Here is a 15,005-nt window from a genome sequence, read left to right on the forward strand (position 1 = left end):
CCCCGGTTCGTTTATGGAAACCACATGAAAATTCTGATCGTTGGGCCCAGTTGGGTCGGTGACATGGTGATGGCGCAGACACTTTTCCAGTGCCTGAGACAGCGCCACCCGCAATGCGAAATCGACGTGCTGGCCCCCGAGTGGAGCCGGCCGATTCTTGAGCGCATGCCCGAAGTTCGCCAGGCCTTGAGCTTTCCGCTCGGTCACGGTGTCCTGGAGCTGGCGACGCGCCGGCGCATCGGCAAATCCCTGGCCGGCCAGTACGACCAAGCGATCCTGTTGCCCAATTCGCTGAAGTCGGCGCTGGTGCCGTTCTTTGCCGGCATCCCGAAACGCACGGGCTGGCGCGGTGAGTTCCGCTACGGTTTGCTCAATGACGTGCGCACGCTGGATAAAGATCGTTATCCGCTGATGATCGAGCGTTTCATGGCCCTGGCTTACGAGCCGGGCGTGGAGTTGCCAAAACCCTACCCGCGTCCGACGCTGCAGATCGACCCGGTCACCCGTGAGGCGGCACTGGCCAAGTTCGACCTGACCCTCGACCGTCCGGTGCTGGCCCTGTGCCCCGGTGCCGAGTTTGGCGAGTCCAAGCGCTGGCCGTCCGAGCATTACGCCAAAGTTGCCGAAGCGAAGATCCGCGAAGGCTGGCAAGTCTGGCTGTTCGGTTCGAAAAACGATCATGCCGTGGGCGAAGACATCCGTGCGCGGCTGATTCCCGGCCTGCGAGAAGAATCGGTCAACCTCAGCGGCGGTACCTCGCTGGCCGAAGCCATCGACCTGCTGTCCTGTGCCGATGCGGTGGTGTCCAACGACTCCGGCCTGATGCACGTCGCCGCCGCGCTGAACCGCCCGCTGGTGGCGGTCTACGGTTCGACGTCGCCGGGCTTCACGCCGCCGCTGGCCGAGCATGTCGAGATCGTGCGCCTGGGCATTGAATGCAGCCCATGCTTCGACCGCACGTGCCGGTTCGGCCATTACAACTGCCTGCGCCAGCTCATGCCGCAGGCGGTGAACGAAGCCTTGCAGCGTTTGCAGGGCACTGTGGTCGAGGTCAAATAGCTTGCGGGTTCTGTTGATCAAGACTTCTTCGCTGGGCGACGTCATTCACGCGTTGCCGGCGTTGACCGACGCGGCGCGGGCGATTCCCGGCATCAAATTCGACTGGGTGGTGGAAGAAGGCTTTGCCGAGATCCCGACCTGGCATCCGGCGGTGGACAAGGTGATTCCGGTGGCGATCCGTCGCTGGCGCAAAAACATCTGGCAGACCATCAAGAGCGGTGAATGGCGGCGCTTCAAGCAAAGCGTTCGCGCCACCCAATATGACCTGGTGATCGACGCCCAGGGCTTGCTGAAAAGCGCCTGGCTGACCCGTTACGTCAAGGCGCCGGTAGCCGGTCTCGATAAAAGCTCGGCGCGCGAACCCATCGCTGCGCGTTTTTACGATCGACGCCTGGCCGTTGCCCGCGGGCAGCACGCGGTGGAGCGAGTGCGTCAGTTATTCGCCATCGCGTTGGGCTATGACTTGCCCAAAGGCCTGGGCGACTACGGACTGAATATCGAGCGCCTGGTGGAGTTGCCGCGCAAGAACCCTTACGTGGTGTTTCTGCATGGCACCACCTGGGACACCAAACACTGGCCCGAAGCCTATTGGCGCGAGCTGACCGAACGGGTCGGCTACCTTGGCGTAGGGGTGAAGTTGCCTTGGGGCAATGCGCAGGAGAAAGCCCGGGCCGAGCGTATCGCTGCGGGTTTCAAACACGCCGAGGTGCTGCCAAAACTGAACCTGGCGGGTGTCGGCAAGGTGCTGGCCGGCGCGCAAGCCTGCGTGGCGGTGGACACCGGCCTCGGTCATCTGGCCGCCGCGCTGGATGTGCCGACGCTGTCGCTGTTCGGTCCAACCAATCCGGGCCTGACCGGCGCCTACGGCAAGGTGCAGATTCACATGGCCAGCGACTTCCCGTGCGCGCCGTGCCTGCAAAAGAAATGCACCTATCAACCGACGGCCGACGATACCCGTCAATTTGACCTGAAACGCGAGTGGCCGTTGTGCTTCACGCGTCTGAACCCCGAGCGTGTCGCCAGCCGACTGAGCACGTTGTTAATGGCTGAGGAGCTGCGCTGATGCAATTGGCATTTGTCCTGTACAAATATTTTCCGTTTGGCGGCTTGCAGCGCGATTTCATGCGCATCGCCCTGGAGTGCCAGCAGCGCGGTCACCAGATTCGCGTCTACACGCTGATCTGGGAAGGCGACGTGCCGCCGGGTTTCGAAGTGCTGGTGGCGCCGGTCAAGGCGTTCTTCAACCATCGGCGCAACGAAAAACTCAGCGAATGGATGGAGGCGGACCTGGCCCGGCGCCCGGTCGACCGCCTGATCGGTTTCAACAAGATGCCGGGCCTGGACGTCTACTACGCCGCCGACGGTTGCTTCGAAGACAAGGCGCAGAACCTGCGCAATTCGCTGTATCGCCGCTGGGGCCGCTATCGCCACTTCGCCGAATACGAGCGGGCGGTGTTCGCCAGGGATGCCAAGACCGAAGTGTTGATGATTTCCGAGGTCCAGCAGCCACTGTTCATCAAGCATTACGACACGCCGCTGGAACGTTTCCATCTGCTGCCACCGGGTATCGCCCAGGACCGTCGCCGACCGGCCGATGCCGATGAAGTCCGAGCAGGGTTCCGCGCCGAGTTCAATCTCAAGGACGACGAATTGCTGTTGGTGCAGATCGGCTCCGGGTTCAAGACCAAGGGTGTGGATCGCAGCCTCAAGGCACTGGCGGCACTGCCCGCCGAGTTGAGGAAGCGCGCCCGGCTGTTTGTAATTGGCCAGGATGACCCCAAATTATTCCAGATGCAGAGTGCGACATTGGGGCTGGGCGATAACGTCACGTTCCTCAAGGGGCGCAGCGATATCCCGCGTTTCCTGTTGGGTGCCGACCTGTTGATCCACCCGGCGTACAACGAAAATACCGGTACCGTGCTGCTCGAAGCACTGGTGGCCGGCTTGCCGGTGCTGGTGAGCGCGGTGTGCGGTTACGCCCATTACATCGCCGAGGCCGATGCCGGCCTGGTGCTGGACGAACCGTTCGATCAGGCACAGCTGACGCAGTACCTGACCGGCATGTTGAACGACGCTCAAGCAAGGGCGGCCTGGAGCCGCAATGGTCTGGCCTACGCCGAGACGGCCGACCTCTACAGCATGCCGCAGCACGCGGCCGATGTGATTCTGGCGGAGCACGCTTAAATGAAGTTGATGCTGGCTGAACCGTTCAAGAGCCTCTGGGCCGGACGCGACCCGTTCGCCGAAGTCGAGGGGCTCAAGGGCGAGGTGTACCGCGAGCTGGAAGCACGCCGGACGTTACGCACGGAAGTCGACGGCAACGGGTTTTTCGTGAAAATCCATCGTGGCATCGGCTGGGGCGAAATCTTCAAGAACCTGCTCACTGCCAAGCTTCCCGTACTGGGTGCCGGTCAGGAGTGGCAGGCCATTCAGCGTCTGCAGGAAGCCGGCGTGCCGACCATGACCGCTGTTGCGTATGGTGAGAAGGGCCGCAACCCGGCCGACCAGCACTCGTTCATCGTCACCGAAGAGCTGGCGCCCACGATCAGCCTCGAAGATTTCAGCATTGACTGGAAAAGTCAGTCGCCCGAGCCAAAGCTCAAGCGCGCGCTGATCGCTGAAGTCGCGCGCATGACCGGCATGATGCACCGCGCCGGGGTCAACCACCGCGACTGCTACATCTGCCATTTCCTGCTGCACACCGACAAACCGGTGACCGCAGACGACTTCAAGCTCTCGGTGATCGACCTGCACCGCGCCCAGACCCGTCCGGCGATCACTTCGCGCTGGCGCAACAAGGATCTGGCGGCCCTGTACTTTTCCGCGTTGGACATCGGCCTGACCCGCCGCGACAAGCTGCGTTTCCTCAAGGGCTATTTCCAGCAGCCGCTGCGTCAGATCCTGAGTGAAGAGGCCGCTTTGCTGGCATGGCTCGACGGCAAGGCCAACAAGCTCTACGAGCGCAAGCAGCGATACGGGGATGCGCTCTGATGCCGGGTTGGAGACTGGAACCGGCCTACAGCGACCTGGCCGATGACTTTGGCAGCCTCGAGACTGTGTTTGCGCTGCAAGGCGAGCAAATCACCAGTGACCTGCTCTCGGAAGTCATCCGTGTCGAGCGCAATGGCGTCAATTATTACGTCAAGCGCTACGTGGGCGCTGGCAGAGGCTTGCGGCGTTTCCTGGGCAAGCCTCGGGTGAAGATGGAGTGGCAGAACCTAAAGCGCTTCGCCAAGTGGGGTATCCCCACTGCCGACGTGGTGGCCTGGGGGCTGGAGCGGCGGGGTATGGCCTACGCTCGCGGCGCGATGATTACCCGGGAACTGCCGCGCACTGAAGATTTGTCGGCATTGGCCGAGCGGCGCTATCCTAAACTTTCGGATCGCGCCTGGGTCGATACCGTCAGTCGTCAGTTGGCGCAGCACACCCGGACCATGCACGACCACCGTTTCACCCATAATGACTTGAAGTGGCGCAACCTGCTGGTCGACGATGAGGCTCGACTGTTTTTGATCGATTGCCCCAACGGCGATTTCTGGCGCGGCTTCTGGCTCAAGTACCGCATCACCAAGGATCTGGCGTGCCTGGACAAGGTCGCCAAGTATCAACTGTCGGCGACCCAGCGCCTGCGCTTTTACCTGCAATACCGTAACCGGCCCCGGCTCAATGCTGCGGACAAAAAACGCATCCGGCACGTGTTGAGATTTTTCGAGGGTCGCGAATGACCGATTTTCTGGCCGATGAAGACCGTGCGCTGCTTGAGCGCCATGGCCTCGGCACATTCGATGCACTCTGGACCAGGCAGCTCGATGCGGTGGATGAACCCAACACCGGTCGCGGCGGCTGGAGCAGTGTGTTTCGGCTGGATCTGGAAGGTCATGGTTTCTACCTCAAGCGGCAAAGCAACTATCTGACCCGCACATTGCGCGCCCCCTTCGGCGAGCCGAGTTTCGCTCGCGAGTTTCGCAACATCTCCCGTTACCGGAAGATGGGGGTTCCGGCGCTGGAGGCGGTGTTCTATGGGGAGCGCAAGGTCAATGGCGAAGTGCACGCAATCCTGCTGACCCGCGCCCTGGATGGTTGGGACGACCTCGAATCGCTGCTGCAGCGTTGGGATGAATTGAGCCCTGAGCAGCACTCGGAAATCCTCAAGGCCTGCGGCGAACTGGCCAGGCAACTGCACGCTGCACGTCAGGTGCATGGGTGCTTTTATCCCAAGCATATTTTCATGCGCGCCACCGGCGATGGCTATCAGGCTCAATTGATCGATCTGGAAAAGACCCGGCCGCTGCTGTACGGGCAGCGTGACCGAATCAAGGACCTGGAACCACTGGTGCGCCGCGCGCCCGAGTGGGACGAGTCGCAACTACGGCAATTACTGGCCGCCTATCTGGATCAACCGCAGGACAGCTCGCTGGTCGACAGCTGGCTGCAGCGTTTGACCGTGCGGCGCAGTCAAAAGAGGCCACGCTGATGCGTTTGTCCGAACTGAAGGAAGCTGGCCGCAATCCCGTATTGCCGCTGAGCGTATCGCTGGCCGATGCCGCCGGCCCCGCGGAGCTGCAACTGCTGAGTCTGTTGCGGGTCTTGCCGGGGCAGCGTTATGTCGGTGCCGGCGTCTGGCGTGGTCGGCCGGTGTTGGCCAAATTGCTGGTCGGCGGCAAGGCCGCACGGCATTTTCAGCGTGAGCTGGACGGCGTGCGCCTGCTCTCCGCCCAGGGGCTGACCACGCCGCAGCTGTTGGCCGATGGCCTGAAGGACGGCGAGGGTGGCTGGCTGCTGTTTGATTTCCTTGAGCATGCCGAAAGTCTGGGTGACACCTGGAAGCAGGTTGAGCAACAGCCCGTACTGTCCGATGGACAAGGGGCGGTGCTGGCCGAGGCATTGGGGGCGATCGGCCAGATGCATCGCAAGGGCCTGTGGCAGGAAGACCTGCACCTGGACAATTTGCTGCGTCAGGGCGGTCGCCTTTATTTGATCGATGGTGCGGGTATCTGCTGCGAGACGCCCGGTCAGCCGCTTTCACGGCACAAGGTCCTGGAAAACCTCGGGGTGTTCTTCGCCCAGTTGCCGAAGTCGATCGAACCCTTCATTGAAGAGTTGCTGGTGTATTACCTGCTCAGCAACGGCGAGCACGCCTTGCCCATGGAAGCGTTGCAGAAGCAGATCGACAAGGTCCGCAGCTGGCGCCTCAAGGACTTCCTGATCAAGGTCGGCCGCGAATGCACGCTGTTCAGCGTCCAGCGCGGGGCCTTCGGGCTGCAGGCGATTCGCCGTGAGGAGGCGTCGTCGATGGTGACGGTGCTGGAGCAGGCCGATGCCTTGCTCGACCTGGGGCATCTGTACAAGACCGGCGGGGCGGCGAGCGTCGGCAAGGTCGAGGTGGATGGCCGCACGCTGGTGATCAAACGCTACAACATCAAGGGTTTCGCCCACTGGCTCAAGCGCTTCTGGCGCCCGAGCCGGGCCTGGCATTCATGGCGCGAAGGCAACCGCCTGGCGTTCCTCGGGATTGCCACGCCCAAGCCGCTGGCGTTGCTGGAAAAGCGTTTTCTGTGGCTGCGCAGCCGGGCTTACCTGATCACCGAGTATCTGTCGGGGCCGGACATCATCGAACGTTTTGCGCCCTATGTGGAGCGGGGCGACGCACCGGAAGCCGAGCTGGCGGCGCTGGACCATCTGTTTGCCGAGCTGATTCGTGAACGCATCAGCCATGGCGACTTCAAGGGGCATAACCTGTTCTGGCAGCAGGACCGCTGGGCGTTGATCGATCTGGACGCGATGCGTCAGCATGGCTCGGTGGGCAGCTTTGCCCCGGCTTATGCCCGGGATCGGGCGCGGTTCATGCGCAATTGGCCGGAAAGCAGCGCACTGTATCAGGTGATTGATCAGCGTCTTCCCAAAGACATCTCCAGCGCTGACTGAGCTCTTTTCGCGAGTAGGCTCGATCCCACAGTGGAATGTGTAGAACACAAATTGAGTGTTCACCGAAGATCCCTGTGGGAGCGGGCTTGCCCGCGATGAGGCCGGAACTGCCAACCGAGAAAGCAGACAAGTTCCTGTGAACCGTCCTACGCAATCTTGGGAAGCCATGAACTGTGGCCGAAATTGCCCCGATGCTAGTTTGCCTGACGTTCTCGGAGGGCAAGCTATGACGATCAAAATGGCAGTTTCATCGGGTGTTTTATCGGTGTCGTTAATGGGCTGTGGCACCGCCGCCACCGTCCTGCAGGATGAAGCCGAAGCCGCTCATGGGTTGCGCCGGCAAAAGACCTATTGCCAGTCCATTCCCCGGGTCTATAGCGGCCTCGCATACGACTTCTGTGTATTGAATGCACCGCCAGACCCTACGGGCATTCTTGTACCACTCGTCTTGGTGGATCTGGCCGTGTCTGGCGCGCTGGACACCGTTGTCCTGCCGTACACGATTTACCGGCAGAGCGTAGACGGCAATATCCTGGTCTATTGGCGACCTGCACGCGGTTGAAAATGCCGCGAGGTCCTCGCCCTGGTTGCTTGCCACTTGCGGCTAGAGGTTTGCCGCTGCTTTTACGCTATAATCCCGCCCTTTAGCTGTCTCTCGCCCATTGCGAGGGCACATTAATTTTTGAGGCGCTTGCGCCTGCATGCAGACTAAAGAGGCTAGACCCCTGTGGCATTGACGATTCTTGGCCTGTCCGGCGCCCTTAGCCATGATCCTTCCGCAGCCTTGTATATCGACGGCAAGCTGGTCGCGGCGGCTGAAGAGGAACGCTTCGTACGCGATAAACATGCAAAGAACCGCATGCCCTACGAATCGGCGAAGTTCTGCCTGGAACAGGCTGGTATCAAGCCGTCCGATGTCGACGTGGTCGCGATCCCGTTCGCCCCGATCAGCCTGTTCGGCAAGGCCCGCTGGCAGTACGCCAAGCGTTACTGGTACGCCCCGGACCGTGCACTCGACGCGATCCTGATGGGCAACCGTCGCTACAAGCGTTATCGCAACAAGATCGTCTGGTGCCTGGAACAACTGGGTTTTGATCCGAAGAAGATCAAGATCGAGCCGGTCGAACACCACCTGGCCCACGCCTCCAGTGCTTATCACTGCTCCGGTTTCAAAGAGAAAACCGCGATCCTGGGCATCGACGGCAAGGGCGAGTACGCCACGACCTTCTTCGGTTATGGCGAAAACGGCAAGATTCACAAGATCAAGGAATTCTTCGATCCGGATTCCCTTGGCGGCCTGTACGGCGCGATCACCGAGTTCCTCGGTTTCGATATGCTCGACGGTGAGTTCAAGGTCATGGGCATGGCGCCGTACGGCGACGCCAGCAAATACGACTTCTCGCGCCTGGCTTCGTTCGAAAACGGCGAACTGGTGATCAATACCGACTACGCCAACGTCATCGGCCTGCGTCGCTACAAAGAGAAGGGCAAGGGTTACTACTTTTCGCCGAAGCTGATCGAGTGGCTGGGTCCCAAGCGCGAAGGCGACATCGCCGACGAGCCGTACATCCACTACGCCGCGAGCATTCAAGCGCTGTTCGAAAAAATTGCGCTGCAGATGATCGACTACTACCTGGGCGACGTGCTCAAGCAAACCGGCAAGCTGGCCTACGCCGGTGGCTGTGCGTTGAACGTCAAGCTTAACCAGAAAATCATCGCTCGCGATGACGTCAAGGAGCTGTTCGTACAGCCGGCGTCCGGCGACGCCGGTACTGCGGTCGGCGCTGCTGCGTATGTGTCCCACGCCCGTGGCGTACCAGTCGAGAAGATGGAACACGTCTACCTCGGCCCGTCGTACAGCAACGAAGACGTGATCGCGGCCTGCGCCCGTCATGAGAACAAGCCAACGTGGCGCAAACTGGACAACATGCCGGAGCAGATCGCCAAGATCATGGTCGATGGCAACCCGGTGGCCTGGTTCCAGGGCCGCATGGAGTTCGGTCCGCGTGCACTGGGTGGTCGTTCGATCATCGGTTGCCCGAGCGTGGCCGGCGTGGCCGACCGCATCAACCACCAGATCAAGTTCCGCGAGCGCTGGAGGCCTTTCTGCCCGTCGATGCTCGATACCGTGGCGCCGCAGATGATCAAGATCGATCACCCGGCTCCGTTCATGACCTTCACCTTCGAAGTGGCTGAAGAGTGGAAAACCCGTGTGCCGGAAGTCGTCCACGAAGACGGCACCTCTCGCGCCCAGGTGCTCAAGCGCGAATACAACCCGCGCTACTACGACATGATGAAGGCGCTGGAAGTGCTCACCGGCAACGGCGTGTCGCTCAACACTTCGCTCAACCGTCGCGGCGAGCCGATGATCTGCTCGCCGACCGATGCGCTGAATATGTTCTTCGGCTCGGATCTGCAGTATCTGATCATGGAAGACATCCTGGTGGTCAAAGAGGGCGCGAACGCCTATGACACGTTCGGCTGAACGCCATGTGCTGCAGTTCTGCCACGGCTATGACGGGCCGTTCCTGGACTGCGCACGGCAGTACGCCAGCCTGTTCGCGGGGACCGGTTTTCGGGTGACCACGGTGTTTCTCACCGGGGCTGCCGATGCCGAAGTCGCCGCGGGCTGCGCCTCCGACGAAGTGCTGTTCATGGAGTACAGCTCCAAGGCCATTCGCGGCCTGAAGCTGGGAGCCATCGGCGATCTGCGCAAGATCGCCGCGTCGCGCAACTTCAGTTTCTGCATCGCTCACCGCTTCAAACCCATCTACATCGCTTTGCTCGGTACGTCGTTGCCGGTCATTGGCGTGCATCACGGGTTTGAGGACTACAAGCGCGGCAGCCGCAAACTGTGTGCGCATATTTTCCGCAAGCGTTTGAGTCTGCTCGGCGTGTCTGACGCGGTACGCGACGACATGCGCAATTGCCTGCCGAAGTGGCCGGCCTCGCGAATTCAGACCTTGTACAACCGCATCGACGTGGATGCCTTGCAAACCACGCAGGTGTCGGCTCGCGAGGCCCGGGAAACCCTCGGGCTGGCGGCGGATGCCTGGATCGTCGGCAACGTCGGGCGGCTGCATCCGGACAAGGACCAGGCCACGCTGCTGCAGGGTTTTGCCGAGGCGATGCCGAGGCTGCCGACCAACAGCCAGCTGGTCATTCTCGGAAAGGGACGTCTGGAGGAAAAGCTCAAGGCTCAGGCCCGTGAGCTTGGCATTGGTGACCGGGTGTTGTTCCTCGGTCAGGTGCCGGATGCGCGCAACTACTTCCGGGCCTTCGATGTGTTCGCCCTGAGTTCCGATCACGAACCGTTCGGCATGGTGCTGCTGGAGGCCATGGCCGCCGGCGTGCCCTTGCTGGCCACGGCCTGTGGCGGAGCGAAGGAAGTGGTCGAAGGCGTGGGCATCCTGTTCCCGTTGGGCGATGCCGGACATCTGGCACAAGGGCTGCAACATCTGGCCGGCATGGATGATCAGCAACGCCGACAGTGTGCCGAGTTGATGCTCGAGCGCCTGCGCGAGCGCTTTTCCGACCGTGCGGTGCGCGATGCTTTCTGGCACTTGCCACACGTTACCGAACTGGCACAGAGGGGCTGATGCTCAACCGATTTCAAGGCTGGCGCGAGCGTGGCTGGGCGGTAGTCGACGCCTCGACTTACGCCGAAACCTGGCAGCGATATGGTGGCAGCGTCGCGACCCATCCCATGGTGGTCGAGCGTCTGGCGAACCTGGCCGGCATTCCGGTGCGCTACCTGGCCTGGTTGCAGGATGGTGAGGTCAAGGCGGCGATCCCGACCTGGGGGCGCGACCTGGCCTTGTCCAAGGACGTGCTCAAGCGTCGTGGCAAAAAAGGTCTGTTCGACCTGGGCAACGCCGAAATCATTCTGCCGGCCGCTGCCGATGCCACGGCGCCTTTGCGCCATCGTGCGCGGTATCTGTCGGCGCTGAACGAAGGCCGTTTCACTGGCATCAGGTTGCAAGCCGAGCAACTGGCCATGGCCCGCACACCCGAAGAGCTGTCGAAGAAGTTTCGCTATAACCAGCGCCGCGAATTGCGTTTGCTGGAGGAGGCTGGTGGCGTGGTGCAGCCGGTATCGGAGTTTTCCAGCGCAGAGCTTGCGGCTATTTATTGCGACCTGTTCCAGCGCCGCTGGGGCTTCCCGGCGACGGGGGCCGAACGCATGGCCGATGTCATCGAGTTGCTGCGCGAGTTGCTGATCGGCTCGGTGATTTTTCTCAACGATGCGCCGATTGCGATTCAATTGGTGTACCGCGTCGAAACCCCGCAATGGATCAGCGTCGAGTACATCAACGGTGGGGTCGATCCGCAAACCCGTGAGTTCAGCCCCGGCAGCGTGCTGAGTTTTCTCAATACGCAAAGCGCCTGGGAACATGCCCGGGCGCAGGACAAACCGTTGCGCTTTTCCTTCGGGCGCGCCGACCGTGAGTACAAGGATCGCTGGTGCAACCCTGTGCCGGTCTTCACCGTATGAGCCAAGCCATGAGCCGCAAACAGCAACTGCTCAAGCGTCACCGGCGCAATAAACGTATCGGCCTGTTGATTGCGCTGGTGCTGTTGATCGTCATCGGTGTGCTGGTGGCCTGGTGGTTGCCGCTGGTGCTGGCGGTTGTGGGCTGGATTGCCCACGAAGCCTGGTTTGCCGATCATCTGTTCTACTCACCGAAAGATGATTACCAGTACAGCTTTCCCCCATACACGCCACAGCCCAAGGTGCACCTGAGCGGTGAACATTTGCGGCTGGACGAGGGCGTGATGCTGGTCGACGACGCGACGCTGGTGCTGGCCCTGCGGGTAAAAAGCACCTGGCTGGGGCGTTTTATCGATCCGGTGGTCGAGTTGGTCGGGGGTGAAAGCCCTGACCGACAAACCTTCGAACGGGGCGTAAACGGCCTGCGTTACCTCAATCTCAGTGGCCAGGCTCAGGCGCTGTCGCGTGGTGACCTGCGCTTGCGCGGGCGTTTTTGTCGCGTGTCTGGCGAACCCGTGCTGTGGGCGTTCGAACATCCGGATTACCGGCGTCAGCGGGTGATGGTCATCGCGCCCCACGCCGATGATGCTGAGCTGGCGGCCTACGGTTTGTACAGCCAGGCCGACGAAACCTGGATCGTCACGCTGACAGCGGGTGAAATCGAAGCCGAACACTATCAGCAGATGGGCCTGAACAAGGCCGATGCGGCTCGCTTGAAAGGTCGTCTGCGCACTTGGGACAGCATTGCCGTGCCACGTTGGGCGGGTGTCCCCGAGGCTCACTGCGTGCAACTGGGTTACTTCTGCCTGCAATTGGCGAGCATGCAGGCTGCGCCTGCCGTGGCGGCGGGATCGCGGGAAGCGGACCTGAGCGACACCCGGCTGTTCCGGCAGTTGAATCCTTTCGCGCTGCCCGGCGATGCCGATGGTGCGCCGACCTGGAACAATCTGCTGGCGGATCTGCGCGAGTTGCTGCTGCGCGCCCGGCCCGAGGTCATCGTCCTGCCGCACCCGACCCTGGATCCGCATCCCGATCATATCTGCGCGCAGGCGGCAGTCCTTGAAGCCTTGCAGGGGCTGGACTGGCAGCCGAGCACGTTATTGGGCTACGCCAACCACCTGCACGACAACGATCGCTGGCCAATGGGCGATAGCGGTGACGGCATCGCCCTGCCGCCGGCCTTCGATTCGGCCCAACCGATGCAGCCTTATTGCCTGCCGATGCCGCTTGAGCAGCAGCGAGATAAAGCCATGGCGTTGGGCATGATGCACGACCTGCAACCGACGATGCCATTCAAGCGTCGCTTGCGTCGGTTGATTCAACGGTTGTTGGCCGGCCGGTTGCCGCCAACCTATGGTGAGAACGAATTCTTTCGCAAGGCAGTCCGGCGCCACGAGCTTTTGTGGTCCATCAAGCACACACCAGGCAATGTCACTCAGCGGGGAGAGTTATGAGTCAGCGGTCAAAGGTCCTGCAGCTGCAGCCTGACTACAACGTCAAAGCCCATGATTTCGCCGACCTCGCGGAGCAAATCGTCAAGGCCCTGCCCAGCGATCGCTATGAAGTGACCGCCGCGTTTCTGCGCGGCAAGCCCGGGCCGGGCGAAGCGGTGAGCCGAGCCGACCGCTCGGTGTACTTCGAGTTTTCCGACAAGTCCCTCAAGGGCATGCGCCTGCGCGCGATGTGGCAGCTGTACAAGTTCTGCCGTCGGGAAAAATTCGATGTGGTGATCTGCAACCGCTTCAAGCCGGTGAACATGATGCTGGCGCTCAATCGCTGGTTGAAAGTGCCATTGTGCATCGGCATTTCCCACGGTTTTGGCGAGTACGACCGTTTTTACCGGCGCCGCCAGACCCAGCGCCTGATCGATCGTCACTGGCGCTTCGTTGGCGTGTCGCCAGCGGTGAAACAGTATCTGCTGGACTGCGACTGCGGCTTTACCGACCAGAATACCTACGCCATCACCAATGCCATCGACATCGAGCAAGCCGAAGGTCTGCAACACAGTCGTGAAAAGGCCCGTGAAATGCTCGGCATCGATCCGTCGGTGCGGTTGATCGGTGCGTTGGGGCGGCTGGTGCCGGTCAAGGGCCATATCTATTTGCTGCAGGCCTTTGCCGCGCTCAAGGACAAATACCCGAATACCCAACTGGCGATCATCGGTGCCGGCCGCGAAGAATCACGCCTGGCGGCGGAAATCGACCGCCTCGGCCTCAGTGGTCGTGCCCATTTGCTGGGGTTCAAGGAAATTGCCCTGCAGTACATTCGCGCTTTCGACATCTGGACCATGCCTTCTTTGGCCGAAGGCCTCGGGCTGGCGCTGCTTGAAGGCATGAGCGGGCATTTGCCGGTGATTGCCTCGAACGTGCCGGCCATGTTGCCGCTCATCGAGGGGGCCGGTGGCCTGGCGATTACGCCGAAGGATGTGCCGACGCTGCAGGCGGCGCTGGACACTTACCTCGGGCTGTCGGATGACGAGCTCAAGGCCAAGGGCGAACAGGCCTTCCGTTATCTGCAACAACACCATGACATCGAGGAATTCCGTCGCGAATACCTCAATCTGATCGACTCCGGCCTGGAGCAGGCCCGCAAGGAACAGCCATGAACGACGCGCAACCCATCGTCACGGTCATTATCGCGTCGTACAACCACGCCCCTTACATCGAGGAAAGCATTCTCAGCGTCCTCAATCAGACCTACCAGAACATTGAACTGCTGGTAGTCGATGATGGCTCGAAGGATGACAGCGTCGAGCGGATCAAGGCGCTGCAGGCCATCCATGGTTTCGACTTCCGGGTTCAGGAAAACCAGGGGCTGACCAACACCCTCAATGGTGCGATTGCCCGGGCAAAGGGCAGCCTGATCGTGCCGTTCGGTTCGGATGACATCATGTTGCCGGAGCGTATCGCCACGCAGGTCGCTCATATGGACGGCAAGCCCGAGGTCGGCATTTGCGCCGGCAACATCGAGTTGATCGATGCCGACGGCAACCTCTACCCGGAGAAGCGCCAGCGCCGGGATGTCCCGTTCCGTCGCCTGGACTTCGATGACATGTTCCTGGAGCGCAAGCCCTATCCACCGGCACCGACCCTGATGATCCGTCGCGAAGCACTGGAGAAAGTGGGCGGTTTCGACCCGACCATTCGCCTGGAAGACTTGCTGATCGAGTTGAAGGTGACCCATGCCGGTTACTTCATCGATGGTCTGAATGTGTTGATGGCGCGCTATCGCAAGCACGCCACCAACTCCTACAAGAACCACCGTTTCATGATCGACAGCATCCTGCGCACCTACGCGCTCTTCAGCGATCACCCGCTGTATGACGAGGTGCGCTACAAATTTCTCAATTCCATGTTCCTCAAGACCGCCAACCGCGATCGCAAGCTGGCGCGTGAGTTGCTGGCGCAGATTCCGCTCAAGGCCTGGAACAGGAAAACCTTGCGTGGGTTGGGCCGGATGTATTTCTCACGGCTGGAGAAAGACTAAGCCGCCAGGGGCTGGATCAACGGGCTGGAAGGCATGGCATTGT

General features: G+C 61.2%; 14 protein-coding genes. All 14 read left to right on the forward strand.

Annotated elements, in window-relative coordinates; genetic code table 11:
- Positions 1 to 24 precede the first annotated feature (24 nt).
- The 14 genes from waaF (at position 25) to ACEN8E_RS01840 (ending at position 14,962) form a co-directional block, all read left to right on the forward strand.
- Positions 25 to 1,059: a lipopolysaccharide heptosyltransferase II gene (gene waaF, locus ACEN8E_RS01775; protein WP_495591194.1), complete on the forward strand. Its 1,035-nt coding sequence runs from the start codon at positions 25 to 27 to the stop codon at positions 1,057 to 1,059.
- A 1-nt stretch (position 1,060) separates the two neighbouring features.
- Positions 1,061 to 2,122, forward strand: a complete 1,062-nt coding sequence (gene waaC / locus ACEN8E_RS01780; protein WP_495591195.1) for a lipopolysaccharide heptosyltransferase I — start codon at positions 1,061 to 1,063, stop codon at positions 2,120 to 2,122.
- On the forward strand, positions 2,122 to 3,243 hold the full coding sequence (locus tag ACEN8E_RS01785; RefSeq protein ID WP_495591196.1) for a glycosyltransferase family 4 protein: 1,122 nt from the start codon (positions 2,122 to 2,124) through the stop codon (positions 3,241 to 3,243). Before waaC ends, ACEN8E_RS01785 begins: the two co-directional genes overlap by 1 nt.
- Positions 3,244 to 4,050 carry a lipopolysaccharide core heptose(I) kinase RfaP gene (gene rfaP / locus ACEN8E_RS01790; protein WP_495591197.1) on the forward strand — a complete coding sequence of 269 codons (807 nt, stop codon included), beginning with the start codon at positions 3,244 to 3,246 and terminating at the stop codon, positions 4,048 to 4,050.
- Positions 4,050 to 4,784 (forward strand): lipopolysaccharide kinase InaA family protein, encoded by a 735-nt coding sequence (locus ACEN8E_RS01795; protein WP_495591198.1) that lies wholly within the window; start codon positions 4,050 to 4,052, stop codon positions 4,782 to 4,784. Before rfaP ends, ACEN8E_RS01795 begins: the two co-directional genes overlap by 1 nt.
- Positions 4,781 to 5,533 carry a lipopolysaccharide kinase InaA family protein gene (locus ACEN8E_RS01800; RefSeq protein ID WP_495591199.1) on the forward strand — a complete coding sequence of 251 codons (753 nt, stop codon included), beginning with the start codon at positions 4,781 to 4,783 and terminating at the stop codon, positions 5,531 to 5,533. Before ACEN8E_RS01795 ends, ACEN8E_RS01800 begins: the two co-directional genes overlap by 4 nt.
- Positions 5,533 to 6,984 (forward strand): lipopolysaccharide kinase InaA family protein, encoded by a 1,452-nt coding sequence (locus tag ACEN8E_RS01805; RefSeq protein ID WP_495591200.1) that lies wholly within the window; start codon positions 5,533 to 5,535, stop codon positions 6,982 to 6,984. Before ACEN8E_RS01800 ends, ACEN8E_RS01805 begins: the two co-directional genes overlap by 1 nt.
- Positions 6,985 to 7,210: 226 nt before the next feature.
- Entirely contained in the window at positions 7,211 to 7,546 is a 336-nt protein-coding gene (locus ACEN8E_RS01810) for a YceK/YidQ family lipoprotein (protein WP_495591201.1), read from the forward strand.
- Between the two features lie 165 nt (positions 7,547 to 7,711).
- Positions 7,712 to 9,469 (forward strand): carbamoyltransferase family protein, encoded by a 1,758-nt coding sequence (locus ACEN8E_RS01815; RefSeq protein WP_495591202.1) that lies wholly within the window; start codon positions 7,712 to 7,714, stop codon positions 9,467 to 9,469.
- Complete coding sequence (locus tag ACEN8E_RS01820) at positions 9,453 to 10,583, forward strand: glycosyltransferase (protein ID WP_495591203.1); 1,131 nt, start codon at positions 9,453 to 9,455, stop codon at positions 10,581 to 10,583. The genes ACEN8E_RS01815 and ACEN8E_RS01820 overlap by 17 nt, the downstream gene beginning before the upstream one ends.
- Positions 10,583 to 11,479: an antimicrobial resistance protein Mig-14 gene (locus ACEN8E_RS01825; protein WP_495591204.1), complete on the forward strand. Its 897-nt coding sequence runs from the start codon at positions 10,583 to 10,585 to the stop codon at positions 11,477 to 11,479. The genes ACEN8E_RS01820 and ACEN8E_RS01825 overlap by 1 nt, the downstream gene beginning before the upstream one ends.
- A gap of 8 nt (positions 11,480 to 11,487) precedes the next feature.
- Complete coding sequence (locus tag ACEN8E_RS01830; RefSeq protein ID WP_495591205.1) at positions 11,488 to 12,930, forward strand: PIG-L deacetylase family protein; 1,443 nt, start codon at positions 11,488 to 11,490, stop codon at positions 12,928 to 12,930.
- Entirely contained in the window at positions 12,927 to 14,081 is a 1,155-nt protein-coding gene (locus ACEN8E_RS01835; RefSeq protein WP_008016942.1) for a glycosyltransferase family 4 protein, read from the forward strand. The genes ACEN8E_RS01830 and ACEN8E_RS01835 overlap by 4 nt, the downstream gene beginning before the upstream one ends.
- Positions 14,078 to 14,962 carry a glycosyltransferase gene (locus tag ACEN8E_RS01840; protein WP_495591206.1) on the forward strand — a complete coding sequence of 295 codons (885 nt, stop codon included), beginning with the start codon at positions 14,078 to 14,080 and terminating at the stop codon, positions 14,960 to 14,962. The genes ACEN8E_RS01835 and ACEN8E_RS01840 overlap by 4 nt, the downstream gene beginning before the upstream one ends.
- Positions 14,963 to 15,005: the final 43 nt, after the last annotated feature.

This window comes from Pseudomonas sp. Pseusp9 (assembly GCF_059491265.1).

Excerpts from the sequence above, each read along its gene's own strand:
- waaF (WP_495591194.1), top strand. The coding sequence starts at position 25 with ATGAAAATTCTGATCGTTGGGCCCAGTTGGGTCGGTGACATGGTGATG.
- ACEN8E_RS01785 (WP_495591196.1), top strand. The coding sequence starts at position 2,122 with ATGCAATTGGCATTTGTCCTGTACAAATATTTTCCGTTTGGCGGCTTG.
- rfaP (WP_495591197.1), top strand. The coding sequence starts at position 3,244 with ATGAAGTTGATGCTGGCTGAACCGTTCAAGAGCCTCTGGGCCGGACGC.
- ACEN8E_RS01795 (WP_495591198.1), top strand. The coding sequence starts at position 4,050 with ATGCCGGGTTGGAGACTGGAACCGGCCTACAGCGACCTGGCCGATGAC.
- ACEN8E_RS01800 (WP_495591199.1), top strand. The coding sequence starts at position 4,781 with ATGACCGATTTTCTGGCCGATGAAGACCGTGCGCTGCTTGAGCGCCAT.
- ACEN8E_RS01805 (WP_495591200.1), top strand. The coding sequence starts at position 5,533 with ATGCGTTTGTCCGAACTGAAGGAAGCTGGCCGCAATCCCGTATTGCCG.
- ACEN8E_RS01810 (WP_495591201.1), top strand. The coding sequence starts at position 7,211 with ATGACGATCAAAATGGCAGTTTCATCGGGTGTTTTATCGGTGTCGTTA.
- ACEN8E_RS01820 (WP_495591203.1), top strand. The coding sequence starts at position 9,453 with ATGACACGTTCGGCTGAACGCCATGTGCTGCAGTTCTGCCACGGCTAT.
- ACEN8E_RS01825 (WP_495591204.1), top strand. The coding sequence starts at position 10,583 with ATGCTCAACCGATTTCAAGGCTGGCGCGAGCGTGGCTGGGCGGTAGTC.
- ACEN8E_RS01830 (WP_495591205.1), top strand. The coding sequence starts at position 11,488 with ATGAGCCGCAAACAGCAACTGCTCAAGCGTCACCGGCGCAATAAACGT.
- ACEN8E_RS01835 (WP_008016942.1), top strand. The coding sequence starts at position 12,927 with ATGAGTCAGCGGTCAAAGGTCCTGCAGCTGCAGCCTGACTACAACGTC.
- ACEN8E_RS01840 (WP_495591206.1), top strand. The coding sequence starts at position 14,078 with ATGAACGACGCGCAACCCATCGTCACGGTCATTATCGCGTCGTACAAC.